We start from the raw sequence: 14,566 nt of genomic DNA, 5'->3' as shown, positions 1-14,566 counted from the left end.
AAACTTAATATTTATTCATCCCTGGGGACAACAAATTTTCCTTTGAGCCAGGGGCGGGTTTTGGTGATAAGTTATTAGTAACCAACTTACCTAAGTGGCTAAACCCGCCCCTACTATATATTGGTATTTATCCTCCTTCGCCCTTGGTGATGCTCAAAAAAAATCGGCAAATGACCAAAGACAAAGGAGCAATTCAGCGTTACTCTTTCGTACTGAGGATTTGCGGCACTTTAAAAAAGTCCCCATCTTGGTCAGGAGATTCTGCCAATAAAGCATCCCGCGCCGGATACCGTTGAAGTTGGTCAGGTCGAGTCACATTACTAACATCAATAGCTCGGGTCGTTGGCGGAACATTTTCCGTATCCAATTCACTAAGCTGTTGAAAGTATTCCAAAATGCTATTAAGCTGCGGCAAAAATTGCTCTTCTTCTTCAGGAGTCAACTCCAAACGAGCCAGATTAGCAACTTTGCGAACTTGTTCAAGGTCAATCATAGTTGTTGATTGTTATTTTTTGATTATTCCCTAGTCAATGACAAATGACAAATGACGAACACTAAAAATAGATATCAATGGCTGAACGTCCACTGGTTTTCAGCCAGTTTTGCGCTTCCAAGTAGTTATTAGGAGCCAAACGAATCGCTCGTTTCCAATAATCTGCGGCTTGATCAAACAACTTTTCCGCAGCTTCATCATTTCCCGCTTCCTTTTCCTTCTCACCTTGGAAATGGTAAATGACAGCAACATTATTCAGCGCTTGGGGGAGACGGGGATTAGAGTCGAGGGCTTTCTGGTAGTACTCCAATGCTGTCTCATGCTCACCGTTGCTGGTGTAAATCAACCCCATATTGTACAGAATCAAGCTGCGGTCATAGGAATCTTCTTCTAACTCCAACGCTTGCTTGTAATTATCCAAAGCTTCAGCATATTCGCCATCTCCCTGAGCCGACATCCCATCGCGGTAATAGACGAACGCTTCTTTCGCTCTCTTGTTGGTGGGCAAAACCTTAAGAATGAGATCTGCCATTACCGTGAAGGTTTTGTCAACAAAGTTATCGTTACGCTGTGTTCGTGGCATAGTTGCTTCCCAATTATCCCGGTTGTCAATTATCGTAGCGTGTCTGGGATGCACTCGATCAGAGATTGTTTGTTGTCACCCTGATGTGACTCAACCCACCCCCATCTCCCCCTGCTTCCCCTGCTCCCTCTGCTCCCCCTGCTCCCCCTGCTCCCCCTGCTCCCCCTGCTCCCTCTGCTTCCCCTGCTTCCTCTGCTCCCTCTGCTTCCCCATCTCCCCTATCTATGAATCGTCCCATCAGGCAAAATTGTCCCTTGGAGACTAGCACCCTCTAGGGTAAAATCATCTAAAACTGCCCCTGTCAGGTTAGCTTTGTCAAGATGAGCGCCTTCAAGCTTAACGCCTTTGAGATTAGCAGCTTGGAGATTTGCGCCTGTAAGATTCGTCCATCTCAAATCTGTTCCTTCTAAATCGGCGGTGCCCAGATTTGCCCCAAACAGATACGCCCCTCCCAAATGAGCCTGACTCAAATTCGCCTTTTCCAAGTCAGCTTGGTAGAGGTAAGCGCCAATCAATTCCGCTTCATGAAGATTAGCATCGGTAAGGTTAGCCCGGTTAAGATGGGCATGAATCAGGCTGGCGTCACTGAGGTTGCTGCGTCTCAAATTAGCTTCATTGAGCATTGCGCCTTTCAGGTTTGCCTCTCTGAAGTCGGTGCCAATCAGATTAGCATGACTCAGATTAACATTCATCAACGTAGCGCCTCTGAGGTCAGCCCCGATTAAGTTAGCATGGCTTAAATCAGCATAGCTGAGTTCCGCTTGCATCAAATGAGCGCTGACTAAGGAGGCTTCGATGAGATTCGCGTCAATCATACAAGCCAGACTCAGATAAGCAAGGCTCAGGTTTGCTTTTGTCAGATTTGCCGTGATTAGATTAGCGGATTCTAACTGCGCCCCTTTCAGGTTAACCTGCTTCAGGTTAGCGCCTCTGAGGTTAGCGCCTTCCAGGTTAGCCTCACTCAAATCGGGTTCTATGGTTTGATGTTGATTTCTCCATTTAATCCAGCTAACTGCACCTTGTTGAAGTAATTTCAGATGCTCTAAATTTGCCATTCGCGTCTCCCGCTTTACCGTTCACTCTTGTCTATTGCTAATTTCTATATGACAATTTCCTGTCTGATGCGGAACCTTGTTAAGGGCGCAAGCCTTGGGTATATGTCAATTTTGTAGGTTGGGTTGAAGAACGTAGGCGGAGCCTTCTCAAAGAGCAACCCAACACATATATGAGGGCTTGAACATTTTGTGCTTTCCCTGACATGCTCCCTCTACATTTTCGTGTATGTCCTCGACTGAGGAACCGCTCTCTCTTAAATTTTTAAACATTCACCTCACCTATTGTTCAATGGAAAGGGGCGGATGGCAAGGTGGCGGATACTGTTTCAGTTCGACAACGCGGGTGATTAGACAGCTATGGCGATTGAAATCGCTGCTACACAAACAAAGTCCGCCTACGCGGACTAAACTATAATAGGGGTAAAAAACTCTGATTTAGGATTATTATTGATCAAGGGAGGTTTACAGTTACAAGATAAATAGATTTTTAAGATTTTAATTAATATGACTCAATCTCTAGCTATTTCTCAAGCCATTACTAATATGGCTCAACTTCAGGAGCGGTTTACACTGAACCCAGCCGACAGTGATCTATTTTTTCCGGAGTGGCATGATAATTTACCAGAGTTAACCGAAACAGAACGAGCATTTCTGGATAAGATTAAACGCCGCTTTGTGCGCCATCGAATGCAGGGGGAGTTGGCGGAAGCAACAGTCAATATGCTGATTGTTGCTCACCTGACAGTATCTTCTACAACCTATTTCTAGCATTTCCCGGCATCTTCTTTGAGCTGATTAACCATTCTCCCGAAGAAGCCGATAGCTATGAATTCACCTCCCGCGAAGTCAAACAATTATCCTTTCGCCTAGACGGTTTATTTTTACCCAAAACCCGCGAACCTGACAAACCTTTCTACCTGGTTGAAGTTCAGTTACAGCCGGATGCTGGCTTATACTACCGCATATTTGCCGAACTCTTCATCTTTTTAAGGCAATACCAGCCATCCCATCCTTGGCAAATTATCGTCATCTATCCCAACCGCCGTATTGAACGAGAACAGACGTTACATTTTGGGAACCTCTTAGCCCTGAACCAGGTGAGACGAATTTATCTGGATGAATTAGGTGAAGCTGCCGAAGGCTCATTAGGGGTAGAAGTTGTTAAACTTGTAATTGAGCCTCTACGCTTTTCATCTGCGAAACAACTTCGCTCAAGGTGAAGATGAACCCGTCAATAACGCAAATCATTTATGGGAGGAATGTCAGCAAATTGGACAAAAACTTCATGTTCTTAGACTAGAATCCCTAATTGAGCGTCTTCAAGAGGGTAACGGTCAAATCGGTGTATCTTCCAACCAGGATAACTCAAGATATCTGGAATTATTACAAGCTGATTCGGGGTGATCGTAATAATACAGTACAATTGTCGGGGAATACTCAACGAACTTTACCACAATCTAAAACACAGAATCAATAAATCCCTCAGATTTGGTGCTGCTAACTGGATTTAACAATTAGCCAATGTATCCGTAGTACCTCGGTAAGAGCTAAGGGCGCAAGCCTTGCGCCCCTACCCCAATCTGTAATTCTCTAATGATTTCATAGCCTGGTTGTAGGTTTTAGGGGAATCATACTGTTCTTCAAAAAATTCTCCGTCTTTATATCCAAATACGATACCATTAGAAGCTACTCGCTTGAAGAAAAACTGATTATAGGGATTGTTTCTAGGGTGACATAGATTTGGGCAAGATTTAAATCCTCGCCTTGTTGTCTTAAGTACCGATAAAAGTCAATCAGTATAAAATCCATAATCATCGGCAATAGAAATACTATTTTGCCGCCGTTCATAATATTGATTGTCGTTCAGTCGGGAAAGTCTGTAATGCCTTCCTCTGAACTCAATATTGATTACTTTATCTTTTAGCGCGTTCATCTCATACCCCCTCTGCTTCCCCTGCTCCCCCTGCTCCCCCTGCTCCCCCTGCTCCCTCTGCTCCCCCCTGCTCCCCAGCTTCCCCAGCTCCCCCTGCTCCCCTACTTTACTCCTTCCCACCAGCCCCTGGATGTTCTCGCCCAGGAACGCTCTCCAGTGCTGTCAGCGCCGCTTGTGAACCTGCCAGAATATCCCGTTCTTCACCGCCCAAATAGAGGCGTCCAAAACTGCCGACGGCGGAAATTTGCAAGATATTAATTAAGGCGGCTTTCTCGGCTTCATTAGCGGCTAAAGCAGCATAAGCGGCTGGTGCGACTTCTAAAACATAGAGGGTTTGTCCTGCCAAAATCATCTGTCCCCGTCGGGTACGATTAATCAGTTGAGTTTGGTGAGGGTCAATATTGCGAATAATTTGGCTAGAGACAACTCGCGGTTTAAGACGTTCTCGTTCACCGACGCCTAGGGCGGCTAGAATCGCTTTCCCCGCCGCCCTGGTTTCGCCTTGTTTATTCGCATGGACTTCCAGAACCCCATAGAGTCGTTCCACCATCTGCACAGCTGGGCGTACAGAGGTCGATTTGAGCGCCACATCGGTAATCCGGTTAATTTCGATACCGGGTGAGATTTCAATCCAGAGCGACGTATCCCCAGGTAATGGCAAGAACCCTAGCGCCACCGTCCCCATATATGCTGCGTGCTGCGGCTGTAAGCTATCGATATAGACGTAGGATCGCAATTCTATAGCCAAGGTTATTTCTCCGTAGATTGGGGGTCATAAGGCTGGAATAAGCAACATTTGAGTTTACCGGAAAACGAAGTGCGATCGCGATTTTTCCTGGAAAGCCGCGAAACCTAGTGCAAGAAGGCAGAAGTTTTCCAGCAGTATCCTGTCAGGGAAGCAGGAGTATGAAAGCCCCTCCACATAAAAAATATATTCCGCTTCCCTCCCCTCGTAGGGGAGGGCTAGGGAGAGGTTCGCTCCAGGGGTTTGGGAAAGGCTCTGATATCAAATCCGGTTAAACTAATCTCACTAAAAGCGGACTGGATTATAAAGGGGGTAGTAAACCTAGATCAGGACATAAGACGTAACTTGCTTCTCGCGCTCTTCAAGTATGACGAAGGACAAATGACAAATCGCCAAAATGCTAAAATCTTCTCCCAGCTTGCTAAATTACTCAATTCTGGTATAAATCTACAGCAAAGCTTAACTCTGGTGGGAAATGATTTAAACCCAGCCGTTAAACGCTATTTACAAAAAGTCAGTCTCGCCGTAGGTTCTGGTCAGGATTTCGCCACCGCCTTAACCTGTGAACGCCGTTATTTTAACCGTTGGACGATTAGCTTAATTCGTTTAGCTGAATATAGCGGTTCTCTCCCCCAAACCTGTCAAATCCTCGCCGAAGACGCTGAAACGCAAGCGAGACAGGAACGATTATATGGGTCGGTAAAACGTTCAGCTATAGCGACAATTTGGGGATTTTTGGTGTTAACGGCGGCTATTTTTAACCCCAATGCAACAGGAATTATTAAACCAGAGTTTTGGTTAAGAGGGTTAGCGATCGCGCTGCTATTATGGGTGATGATAATCCTCGTGTCTCGCTTTTCTAGTCCCTTTTGGCTGCAACTGGTGAGACGATTACCTATTTTCGGGAAAATCGTGCAAGTGCGATCGCTCCTCTATCTGGCTAAGTTACGATTACCGTTAAGTTGTGGGGTTTCTATCCTCACCGCCTTGGATTTACTGCGAGACCATATCCCCGATACTATCATCAAAGGCAAACTCTCTGGGGCTAGGCGGCGTGTTCGCATGGGTCAATCCTTGAGTGAGAGTCTCCAGGGTAAATTACCCGCCACAGCCCTACAGATGATTAGCACGGGGGAAGAAAGCGGAACCTTGGATCGGACGCTGGAAACCTTAGCCCAACACTATGATAGTGAGTTAGAACAACGACTGCGATCGCTACAGGTTAGTCTACGAGTTTTAAGCCTGGTGGTGATGGGCAGTTTGGTGGCGGTTGTGGGTGTGCGAGGGATATCTGTGCTGCTGGATTCATTCCCAGAATGATTCAACGCAGAGGTTCGCAGAGGGAAAGCGCAGAGGTTCGCAGAGGGTTTGGGGGGATTGGAGAAAAAGCGCGATCGCATCAGCTATTGTAGATTTCAGTTCTTGCACCATTGGCTTTGGTGGGAAAGATATTTATCCGACAAAAAACTAAATGAAGAGATTATGTATATTAATGAAATTGGAATGATGAATATCCGCTCAATTGAAAATTTCTATTGGAAGATAGGTTTAGAACAGTGTGCGGGATGGCACGTAGTTATTGGTGACAATGGTTCAGGCAAGTCAACTTTATTACGTGCTATTGCATTAGCTTTATTTGGTCCAACTAATGCTATTGCGCTGCGGCAAAATTGGAATAATTGGTTAAACAAAAATGGAAACCATGGAGACATTGAAAATCCTCAAGAAATTTATGTCCATTTATTGTATGACAGCCGTTTCGACAAAATACCTGGAGGGGATAAATCGATGGGATTTCATGGTTTTCCTGTTTTGATTGAATTTATCAAGAGCAAAAATGATGTCAAAATAGACGATTCAGAAGTAGATGGGTATAATCCTAGACGAGGTTTATGGGGAAAAAGAGCTTGCTGGTTTTCGGCTGGCTTTGGTCCCTTTCGACGCTTCAGGGGTGGAAATAAAGATTATGACGAGCTTTTCTCCTCTAATCCCAAAGTAGCGGCACACTTATCGTTATTTGGTGAAGATGTGGCTCTCACTGAATGTTTACAGTGGTTGCAAGATTTGCAATTCAAGAAACTCGAAGGTGATCCAGAAGGTAACTTGATTGATTCTGTGAAAGAGTTTGTGAATCAAAGTGAATTTCTGCCGCATCAAGCGCGTCTGGAACACGTTTCCTCTAAAGGTGTTGAATTTGTTGATGGCAATGGTTGTCGATTGCCAGTTGAGGAATTGAGTGATGGGTATCGCTCGATTTTAAGCCTAACCTTTGAACTGATTCGCCAACTTACTCGAGTTTACGGTTATGAATCTATTTTTGATTCCAATGACAAAACAAAAATTATTCCTCCTGGGGTTGTCCTCATCGATGAAATTGATGCTCACCTTCATCCTACTTGGCAACAGCGAGTCGGGATTTGGTTTCGAGAACATTTTCCCAATCTTCAATTTATTGTCACAACCCATAGTCCTCTAATTTGCCAAGCCGCAACCGTGGGAACAGTCTGGCGTTTACCTAAACCAGGTAGTAATGAATCCGGGGGTAGGGTAAGGGGGAAAGATTTAGATCGCTTACTTTATGGTAATGTCTTAGATGCTTATGGTACAGAAGCATTTGGTGCAGATGTGACGCGATCAGACGAATCCAAAAATCGGTTACAACGGTTGGCTGAATTGAATCGGAAAGAACTGCGTGAACAACTCAGTGAAGATGAGCGAAATGAACAAGAAAAACTGCGGACAATGATGCCAACTTCACCCCATAAAGTCTGCTAATAAGATGCTCATTGGATAGAAAAAACCTATAAAAATATAATTTATAGGAGCATGTTTTACGATAACATGAGCGTGGTATACCTAAATTGGATGAATGACGCTCACATCCAAAAACCGTAGGGGCGCAAAGCTTTGCGCCCGATTCAATGGTCAAATCTATTCCACAATTGTAGCTGTGTCAGTCCAATACAGTGCGATAGATACTCCGAATGAATAAATCAGCCCTAATCTGAAGTGTCACAACAATGATACGGCTTCCACATCAAAATTTACCTAAAACGGCTCAAAACCAATTAAATGTATGGCGAAACGAGATTAACTGTTTAGAAGATTACGCCGAAAGAGTTGCTCAGGAAAAAAAAGCATTTGCCAGACGTAACAAACTAACAAATTTTACCTTTCGCCAAGTGCGTCAAACTTTAACCCACATGTGTTGTGGTGCTTGTCGCTGTGGTTACTGTGAAGATTCTGTCGCTGATGAAGTGGAGCATATTAAACCAAAGGATCTCTATCCTGAAACTGTTTTTGTCTGGGAAAATTATTTATATGCTTGCGGTCAATGTAATGGCGGCAAAAATAATAAGTATGCTGTTTTTTCGGATAAAACGGGTCAACTAAGAGAAGTTGCGCGAAGGCGGGGCGATCCGGTGGTGGAGCCAGAACAGGGAGAGCCAGTACTTATCGATCCGCGAAAGGAAGATCCGATGGATTTTCTGGAAATTGACTTAATTGATACCTTCTATTTTTTGCCTAGATATTCTCTAGATTCAAAAGATTATCAACGAGCAGACTATACGATTGAGGTATTACGCTTAAATGACCGAGACTATTTAGTCGAAGCCAGCAAAGAAGCATTCTACAACTATCGGGCAAGGTTGGGTGAATATATTAAGAAAAAGAAAACAGACACCCTTTCAGAGCAACTAAAGCCTATGATTACAGCATTACAAAGAATGCAACATCCCACAATTTGGAAAGAAATGCAGCGTCAGCAACAGTTTCTCTCAGAGTTGAAAGAGTTATTTGATTTAGCGCCAGAAGCACTCACTTGGTAGAAATGAAAAAGGTTAATGCTGCTTGCCAAATAACTACAGGTATAATAAACTAATTACACAGTCTGGGATGATATAAAGGCTATTTGACAAAGGACAAAAAACAAAGGGCAAATGACAAATGACAAATGCCCCTGTATCTGTTGCCACTAATTGATTATCCGATCGCCTCTTGGGGTTGCTGCTGTACCAGTTCCTGCAATTTGTCGCGATGTTCCTTCGCCTCTGTATTGTCTGGGTTAATACGTAGGGCTTCATCAAAGGATGCGATCGCGTCATGATACCGTTCCAGCAGGGCGAGGGCGATTCCCCGGTTATACCAGCCCGCTTCACTATCAGGCTCAAGTTCTAACATCCGATCATAAGAGTTCAAGGCGTCTGCGTAGCGATCTAAACGGAGTAAAGCATTCCCTCGCTTAAACCAGCCATCCACATCATCTGGTATCAGTTGCACTACTTGGTCATAAGCGGCAAAAATATCCTCTGCATTCCCATCTAACTTTTCGAGAATAATGCCCTTGTTGTACCAAGCATAGGCGTTATCTGGATTGATTAATAAAACCTGTTCAAAAGCGTTGAGAGCGGTATTATTTTGCTCCATTTCCAGTAACGCTATACCGCGTCTGAACCAACCTAGCTCACTATTTGGATTAATTCGGACAACTTCGGCAAACGACGTTTCTGCTTCTGGATAACGTTCTAATTTAACCAGGACAGAACCGCGATTGTACCACGCCCGTTCGTAGTCTGGATCGATGCGAACAGCTTGATCATAAGCCTCTAATGCCTCTTGATCACGTTCCAGCCGTCCCAGGGTAATTCCCCGATGGAACCAAGCCCAATCACTGTTAGGATTTACTTTCAAAGCTTGATCATAAGCTTTGACGGCTTCAGCATAGTTTCCGGCTTTGATTGACGAGCTGGGGAAGCTGGGGAAGCTGGGGGTGCAGGGGAAGCTGGGGAAGCTGGGGAAGCTGGGGAAGCAAGGGAAGCAAGGGAAGCTGGGGGTGCAGGGGACGCTATGTAGAGACGTAGCATGCTACGTCTGGAAGCAGGGAAAGCAGGGGAAGCAGGGGAAGACTCCGGAGAGAAGAATTTTCTCGGCGGAACCATAAACAATAAACCATAAAAAATATATAATCAGCCTCAGCCATAAGATAGGCTGTATCTGGACAGACGTAGCACCGTGATGACCAGCGCTTACATCCTGATCGTGGCAATATTACTGTTGGGAGGAGTCCTCGCAACTTTAGGCGATCGCATTGGTACGAAAGTTGGCAAGGCGCGGCTGAGTTTATTTAACTTACGTCCTCGTAAAACGGCGACGGTGGTCACGATTATGACGGGATGTTTGATTTCTGCCTCAACTTTGGGTATCCTCTTCGGTCTGAGTGAATCCCTGCGGGAAGGGGTGTTTCAACTGGATAACATCCTGCGACAACTTAGACATGCGCGTCGGGATGTGGAAGTTGTTAATGCCCAGAAACAACAAGTAGAGGGCGAACTGGCTAAAACTAGGGCTGAGCAAGCCAAAGTACAACAGCGTCTGGATGAACTGAACAGCAATTTCCAGAAAGCTCAAGCTCAACTGCGAGATATCTCAAAACAGGCAAGTAATCTACGTTCAGAAATTCAGTCACTCTTGGCTGAACGTCAGCAGTTAATTGAGCAACGGAATCAACTGAGGGCAGACATTAGCCAGCTTAAAGAGTTAGTGGCTCAACGGGATCAGGAACTGGAGGAAACCAGCCAGCAACTGGCGCTAAAAAACCAGGAACTTGAGCAGAGAAATCAGCAACTGAGGGAAAAAGAGCAGGAACTCGCCCAAAAAGATAATGTGATTGAAACCATGGCTGAACGGGAAGCCCGTCTCCAGGACGCGATCGCACAACGAGAAGCCCGTCTTCAAGAACTGCAAACCGAACTCCAAGAGGCGATCGCCCAACGGGAAGTTCGCTTAGCTCAACTGGAAGAGGAACTTGCTCAACGGGAACTCCTCATCGCTCAACGTAACCAACAACTCCAAGATCAAGAACAACAACTGGCGTTTTTAGAACGGCAAGTCAACATTCTGGAGCAATATTATCAGAACTACCAAGCCCTGCGTCAGGGCAATGTGGCAATTTTGCGCGGTCAAGTGTTGGCATTTGGCGTGGTGCGTATTGTTGAACCGTCAGCCGCATCTGAGGCGGTTAATCAACTCCTGCGGGAAGCCAATCGAACCGCCACGGAAATTATTTTGCCCGGATCTGAGGAACCGAAGGAACCCCTGATTCAAATTACAAAAGCCCAAGCCGAACAGTTAATCGAGCAAATTCAAGATGGTGAAGACTATGTGGTGCGAATTCTCTCCGCCGGAAACTATGTGGTTGGCGAAAAACCGATTCAAGCTTTTGCCGATGCAGCGCTGAATCAAGCGGTGTTTGAACCGGGGGAGGTGTTAGCTGCTGTTTCTATCGATGCTTCAACCTTGACAAATAAGGCACTGCAACAGCGCATTGACCAGTTACTCGCCGCCTCTCAGTTTCGCGCCCGTCGCGCTGGAGTCCTCGGTCCGATTCAAGTTGCCGATGGTGATCCGTCTACCCTAATTCGCTTTATAGAACAGTTGGCAGAATCTGAGCAACCTCTGGCGGTAAGAGCGATCGCCCAAGACCCAACCTCTACAGCCGGACCATTGAAAATGCAGTTAATCGCCATTCAGAATGGACAAATCGTTTTTAGCACTTAAGCATCCTTCATAAGTATGGCATCACCTTGCTCAGGACAAATGTACCCTTGCTCCCCCAGCTTCCCCAGCTTCCCCCGCTTCCCCCGCTTCCCCCGCTTCCCCCGCTCCCCCAGCTTCCCCCGCTTCCCCAGCTTCCCCCGCTTCCCCCGCTTCCCCTCACCAGAACACTTATTCAGCAGACCTTACTTATTGATGCATCTTGCCATCTGGCAAAACCGCGCCTGTGAGTATGGCGGCTTTAAAATTAGCCCCCATAACAATTGCCCCGCGCAGATCAGCAACCATCAAAATTGCCTTGGATACATCAGCGCGAATCAAACAAGCTTGACTGAGATCAGCGCCTCTCATATCAGCCCCTTGTAGGATTGCCCCAATTAAATCTGCATTTTTTAAGCTTGCCCAATGTAAAATAGCCTGATGCAGCATCGCACCGTGTAAATCAGCTTGATAAAGACAAGCTTGGGCAAGATTGGCAAACATCAAGCTGGCTTCCCGCAGATGCGCTTCCGTCAAATTCGCACGTTTTAAGTTACATTCAATCAACGTGGCTCTCACTAACTCAGCCGCCGTTAAATTGGCATCGTTGAGTTCAGCTTTGCTTAAATTAGCGACGCTTAAGTTAGCTTGACTCAAATTGGCTTCGCTCAGGTTCGCTCCTTTCAAACTTGCGCCACTGAGATTAGCACCACTCAAGTCGCTGCGCCTCAGATTCGCCCCATTGAGAATTGCTTCAGTCAGATAGGCTCCCCGGAGTTCAACTCCCTCAAAATCTCGCTCTCCGGCAGCATAACCCTTTAGCAATTCAGCAGCATCCATAAAAATTCCCAGGTCTTAGCCTCTCGCTAACGTCCTAATTCATCAGTGATTTGAGGCAGTTGCACCTGGTTGGGATGGGATTATCTATTTACCCCGTATGAATGGAATAATCAGGATCATCCGTGTCAACTTAAAGTCGAAAACCAATGCTGGTAAGGATCTCAGCTATGTCTATTTAATCCTCAAAATTTCCCCCTCATCCCCTAACCCATTCTCCCACCGTGGGGAGAAGGGGAACCAGATTCTCTTACTCCCCTCTCCCCGGCGTGGGAGAGGGGCTGGGGGAGAGGGGTTGAGCTTAAGTTGACACCAATGAATCAGGATAAGCCCCTATAACGATACGCACCAAACTAAATACTATACTCTATTTCAACTTCTGTAAGTGCCTAGAAGATAAAAATCAGTTGCAGCCGCCACTCTTTACCCTGGCGAATGAGTTTGACTTGCCGAATAAATTCTCGAAAGTAAAATCGGCGCTCAGATTCTGATAAATCTGACCAGAATTGGGGAATAGATACGGTTTGCGCGATCGCGCCTAAATTCACGGGGGGCAGGGAGGCTAGCTGTGCCTGAAGTTGAGACTGTTCGGTGCGAAGCTTATAGGCGCGAAGCTGGGCGGTTTCAGTATCCAGAACACCTGTGGCGGTTAAGTGGTTAAGCTGGTCTAATACCCCTTTTTGCTCACCAATTTTGCTCTTCAGAGATTGCTTGACCTCATCCAAATTGGGCAGGTTCATCCCGGCTACGGCACGGGGTAACTCTTGACAAATGGTTTGAATTGTGGAATCTAAAACCTGTTGGTAGGGAATCGCTCGGCATTTAGGGCGCTTGGGACAGTTAACCGGACGCAGGTAAAGATATTCCCAGGTTTGGCGGGGGCGAGTGACACTGGTAACACTCATCTGAGATTGACAGTCACCACAGACGACTAAACCCGCTAAGGAACGGGGGGCGCTGGCAGTTCGAGACGGGAGGCGACGGTTGCGACGCAGCAAACGGTCAATTTGGGCGGCTTCTTCGCGGTTGAGAATCGGGCTATGGGTGTCACAGATAACTTCTCCGTTGCGATAGGCGAGATCACCCCGATAGACAGGGCTGGTTAGCCAACGTTTCCCTGTTGCCACAGAGATTTTTTTACTATACTTTTTTTCCAGATACCGCACCGCACCGCGTAATGAGCCGTACAGCAGAAATTGGTCGAAAAAATCTTTGACTAAAGGGGCAGTACTGCGATCCAGAATATAGCGGTCTTTGCCCCGTCGGTAGCCGTAGGGGGCTTTTCCCGGTGGGGGTAAGGCGTTGAGGCGATTACGGGCATGTCCTTGACGCAGACGGCGAGAACTGGCTTCTTGCTGGACTTCACTGAGGAGTTGGAGTAAGTTGGTTTGGGAGTTGGGGTTATGGGAGGAGTAGGATTGTTCGGTTGCCATGACAATGACGCCTAGGGCTTGGATTTGAGTGAGGCGATCGCTCACTTGGGTAATGGAGTCGCCCAGTTCCTCTAAACGGCGGATCAGCAGATAATCAGTCGGTTCAGTTTGACAGTCAGCAATGAGTTGTCGCCACTGTTGACGCCCACCTAAATCTTGATAGACGTGATCCACTTCCCACCCCCAGATAACTGGATCTGGAGAAGATTCTAAGAGAGGATCACTATAGAGGTAGGCAACAATTCGCATTTTTGACCCTTCACGACTTTCGAGGGAACCTGGTGTTGCATTTTGACTGTGTAGGGGCGGGTTTAGGGATTTTCGTTTCACTATCGATGATCACGTTTGTTCAAAACCCGCCCTGACCGAATCCTGTGCTTAAGGAAACCGGGTTTTGAATAACGACGAATGACAAAGGACAAATAACTAAACTTGACTTAGTTCAATAATGTTACCATCGGGGTCTTGAGTGAATAAAGCCGCACGACCCGATGCGCTCATTTGGATCGGGCAGTTATGTTCCAATAGCTTGGTTTTGGTGTCATCTAAGTTAGCCACCGAGAAGGCGACGTGAGGATTGCGCCCCCATTTTTCCGGGTTTTGCAGGTGAGTTGAGAGCGTGGTGTCAACGATGAGGTGGAGTTGAACATCGCCAATCTGATACCAGACACCAGCATATTTTAGCGATCGCTCGACTTTCGATAACCCTAAGATGTTGCCATAAAAGTGTTTGGCGTTCTCCAGGTTAGAGACGAGAATAGCTGTATGGAGACATTGGGTAATTTGCATGGCGAGTTAGCTGTTGAATGGGAATGAACTACAGCGACTTACTTCGTTGAAGTCGCTGTTTCTGACGCTTCTTCGCCGATGGCTGCTTCATGCTTGGAGCAATTAGTAGAGCTAGGCGGCTCTGCGTCTAAAGAGGTTCGTTCCAAACCCCTTGCCCAAATCTC

Annotated in this window: 16 protein-coding genes; 7 read left to right on the top strand and 9 right to left on the bottom strand. The window is 46.3% G+C overall.

Features of this window, described 5'->3' with window-relative positions:
• Positions 1-199: 199 nt before the first annotated feature.
• From gatC to RIB93_RS15240, 4 genes are all read right to left on the bottom strand, one after another.
• Positions 200-493: an Asp-tRNA(Asn)/Glu-tRNA(Gln) amidotransferase subunit GatC gene (gatC, locus tag RIB93_RS15255; protein ID WP_446373590.1), complete on the bottom strand. Its 294-nt coding sequence runs from the start codon at positions 491-493 to the stop codon at positions 200-202.
• A gap of 61 nt (positions 494-554) precedes the next feature.
• Positions 555-1,076, bottom strand: a complete 522-nt coding sequence (locus RIB93_RS15250; RefSeq protein WP_044204267.1) for a photosystem I assembly protein Ycf3 — start codon at positions 1,074-1,076, stop codon at positions 555-557.
• 58 nt (positions 1,077-1,134) lie between these two features.
• On the bottom strand, positions 1,135-1,314 hold the full coding sequence (locus tag RIB93_RS15245; protein WP_446373589.1) for a hypothetical protein: 180 nt from the start codon (positions 1,312-1,314) through the stop codon (positions 1,135-1,137).
• Positions 1,295-2,131, bottom strand: coding sequence for a pentapeptide repeat-containing protein (locus RIB93_RS15240; RefSeq protein ID WP_446373588.1), 837 nt, complete (start codon positions 2,129-2,131; stop codon positions 1,295-1,297). Before RIB93_RS15240 ends, RIB93_RS15245 begins: the two co-directional genes overlap by 20 nt.
• A gap of 504 nt (positions 2,132-2,635) precedes the next feature.
• Between RIB93_RS15240 and RIB93_RS15235 the strand changes: the two genes are divergently transcribed.
• Genes RIB93_RS15235 through RIB93_RS15225 form a run of 3 tightly spaced genes read left to right on the top strand, consistent with a single transcriptional unit; the run spans position 2,636 to position 3,535 of the window.
• Positions 2,636-2,899: a hypothetical protein gene (locus RIB93_RS15235; protein WP_446373587.1), complete on the top strand. Its 264-nt coding sequence runs from the start codon at positions 2,636-2,638 to the stop codon at positions 2,897-2,899.
• The gene (locus RIB93_RS15230; RefSeq protein ID WP_446373606.1) at positions 2,878-3,351 is read left to right on the top strand and encodes an Rpn family recombination-promoting nuclease/putative transposase; all 474 of its coding nucleotides are present in this window, start codon (positions 2,878-2,880) and stop codon (positions 3,349-3,351) included. Before RIB93_RS15235 ends, RIB93_RS15230 begins: the two co-directional genes overlap by 22 nt.
• Positions 3,305-3,535: a hypothetical protein gene (locus tag RIB93_RS15225; protein ID WP_446373586.1), complete on the top strand. Its 231-nt coding sequence runs from the start codon at positions 3,305-3,307 to the stop codon at positions 3,533-3,535. The genes RIB93_RS15230 and RIB93_RS15225 overlap by 47 nt, the downstream gene beginning before the upstream one ends.
• 635 nt (positions 3,536-4,170) lie before the next feature.
• On the opposite strand, the gene RIB93_RS15220 is transcribed toward RIB93_RS15225, so the two are convergent.
• Positions 4,171-4,812 (bottom strand): hypothetical protein, encoded by a 642-nt coding sequence (locus RIB93_RS15220; protein ID WP_044204270.1) that lies wholly within the window; start codon positions 4,810-4,812, stop codon positions 4,171-4,173.
• Positions 4,813-5,190: 378 nt separating this feature from the next.
• Here RIB93_RS15220 and RIB93_RS15215 point away from each other — a divergent pair, with 378 nt between their 5' ends.
• From RIB93_RS15215 to RIB93_RS15205, 3 genes are all read left to right on the top strand, one after another.
• Positions 5,191-6,129: a type II secretion system F family protein gene (locus tag RIB93_RS15215; RefSeq protein ID WP_446373585.1), complete on the top strand. Its 939-nt coding sequence runs from the start codon at positions 5,191-5,193 to the stop codon at positions 6,127-6,129.
• A 162-nt stretch (positions 6,130-6,291) separates the two neighbouring features.
• Entirely contained in the window at positions 6,292-7,584 is a 1,293-nt protein-coding gene (locus RIB93_RS15210; protein ID WP_446373584.1) for an AAA family ATPase, read from the top strand.
• 245 nt (positions 7,585-7,829) lie between these two features.
• Positions 7,830-8,639: an HNH endonuclease gene (locus RIB93_RS15205; RefSeq protein WP_446373583.1), complete on the top strand. Its 810-nt coding sequence runs from the start codon at positions 7,830-7,832 to the stop codon at positions 8,637-8,639.
• A gap of 154 nt (positions 8,640-8,793) precedes the next feature.
• On the opposite strand, the gene RIB93_RS15200 is transcribed toward RIB93_RS15205, so the two are convergent.
• Positions 8,794-9,549, bottom strand: a complete 756-nt coding sequence (locus RIB93_RS15200) for a tetratricopeptide repeat protein (RefSeq protein WP_446373605.1) — start codon at positions 9,547-9,549, stop codon at positions 8,794-8,796.
• Positions 9,550-9,825: 276 nt separating this feature from the next.
• Between RIB93_RS15200 and RIB93_RS15195 the strand changes: the two genes are divergently transcribed.
• The gene (locus RIB93_RS15195) at positions 9,826-11,367 is read left to right on the top strand and encodes a DUF3084 domain-containing protein (protein ID WP_446373582.1); all 1,542 of its coding nucleotides are present in this window, start codon (positions 9,826-9,828) and stop codon (positions 11,365-11,367) included.
• Between the two features lie 186 nt (positions 11,368-11,553).
• Here RIB93_RS15195 and RIB93_RS15190 read toward each other — a convergent pair whose 3' ends face one another.
• From RIB93_RS15190 to RIB93_RS15180, 3 genes are all read right to left on the bottom strand, one after another.
• On the bottom strand, positions 11,554-12,183 hold the full coding sequence (locus tag RIB93_RS15190; RefSeq protein ID WP_446373581.1) for a pentapeptide repeat-containing protein: 630 nt from the start codon (positions 12,181-12,183) through the stop codon (positions 11,554-11,556).
• Between the two features lie 386 nt (positions 12,184-12,569).
• Positions 12,570-13,862, bottom strand: coding sequence for a recombinase family protein (locus RIB93_RS15185; protein WP_446373604.1), 1,293 nt, complete (start codon positions 13,860-13,862; stop codon positions 12,570-12,572).
• 177 nt (positions 13,863-14,039) lie between these two features.
• On the bottom strand, positions 14,040-14,402 hold the full coding sequence (locus RIB93_RS15180) for a VOC family protein (protein WP_446373580.1): 363 nt from the start codon (positions 14,400-14,402) through the stop codon (positions 14,040-14,042).
• Positions 14,403-14,566: the final 164 nt, after the last annotated feature.

Origin of the sequence: Coleofasciculus sp. D1-CHI-01, assembly GCF_040218875.1 — a bacterium.
In the GTDB taxonomy this organism is placed as follows: domain Bacteria; phylum Cyanobacteriota; class Cyanobacteriia; order Cyanobacteriales; family Coleofasciculaceae; genus Coleofasciculus.
The sequence above is the reverse complement of the archived record's forward strand: the minus strand, read 5'-3'. Positions and strand labels throughout refer to the sequence as shown.

What these genes read in the sequence shown, in the direction of transcription:
- gatC (WP_446373590.1), bottom strand. Translation starts at nt 493, where the DNA reads ATGATTGACCTTGAACAAGTTCGCAAAGTTGCTAATCTGGCTCGTTTG.
- RIB93_RS15250 (WP_044204267.1), bottom strand. Translation starts at nt 1,076, where the DNA reads ATGCCACGAACACAGCGTAACGATAACTTTGTTGACAAAACCTTCACG.
- RIB93_RS15245 (WP_446373589.1), bottom strand. Translation starts at nt 1,314, where the DNA reads ATGGGACGATTCATAGATAGGGGAGATGGGGAAGCAGAGGGAGCAGAG.
- RIB93_RS15240 (WP_446373588.1), bottom strand. Translation starts at nt 2,131, where the DNA reads ATGGCAAATTTAGAGCATCTGAAATTACTTCAACAAGGTGCAGTTAGC.
- RIB93_RS15235 (WP_446373587.1), top strand. Translation starts at nt 2,636, where the DNA reads ATGACTCAATCTCTAGCTATTTCTCAAGCCATTACTAATATGGCTCAA.
- RIB93_RS15215 (WP_446373585.1), top strand. Translation starts at nt 5,191, where the DNA reads ATGACAAATCGCCAAAATGCTAAAATCTTCTCCCAGCTTGCTAAATTA.
- RIB93_RS15210 (WP_446373584.1), top strand. Translation starts at nt 6,292, where the DNA reads ATGTATATTAATGAAATTGGAATGATGAATATCCGCTCAATTGAAAAT.
- RIB93_RS15205 (WP_446373583.1), top strand. Translation starts at nt 7,830, where the DNA reads ATGATACGGCTTCCACATCAAAATTTACCTAAAACGGCTCAAAACCAA.
- RIB93_RS15195 (WP_446373582.1), top strand. Translation starts at nt 9,826, where the DNA reads ATGACCAGCGCTTACATCCTGATCGTGGCAATATTACTGTTGGGAGGA.
- RIB93_RS15190 (WP_446373581.1), bottom strand. Translation starts at nt 12,183, where the DNA reads ATGGATGCTGCTGAATTGCTAAAGGGTTATGCTGCCGGAGAGCGAGAT.
- RIB93_RS15185 (WP_446373604.1), bottom strand. Translation starts at nt 13,862, where the DNA reads ATGCGAATTGTTGCCTACCTCTATAGTGATCCTCTCTTAGAATCTTCT.
- RIB93_RS15180 (WP_446373580.1), bottom strand. Translation starts at nt 14,402, where the DNA reads ATGCAAATTACCCAATGTCTCCATACAGCTATTCTCGTCTCTAACCTG.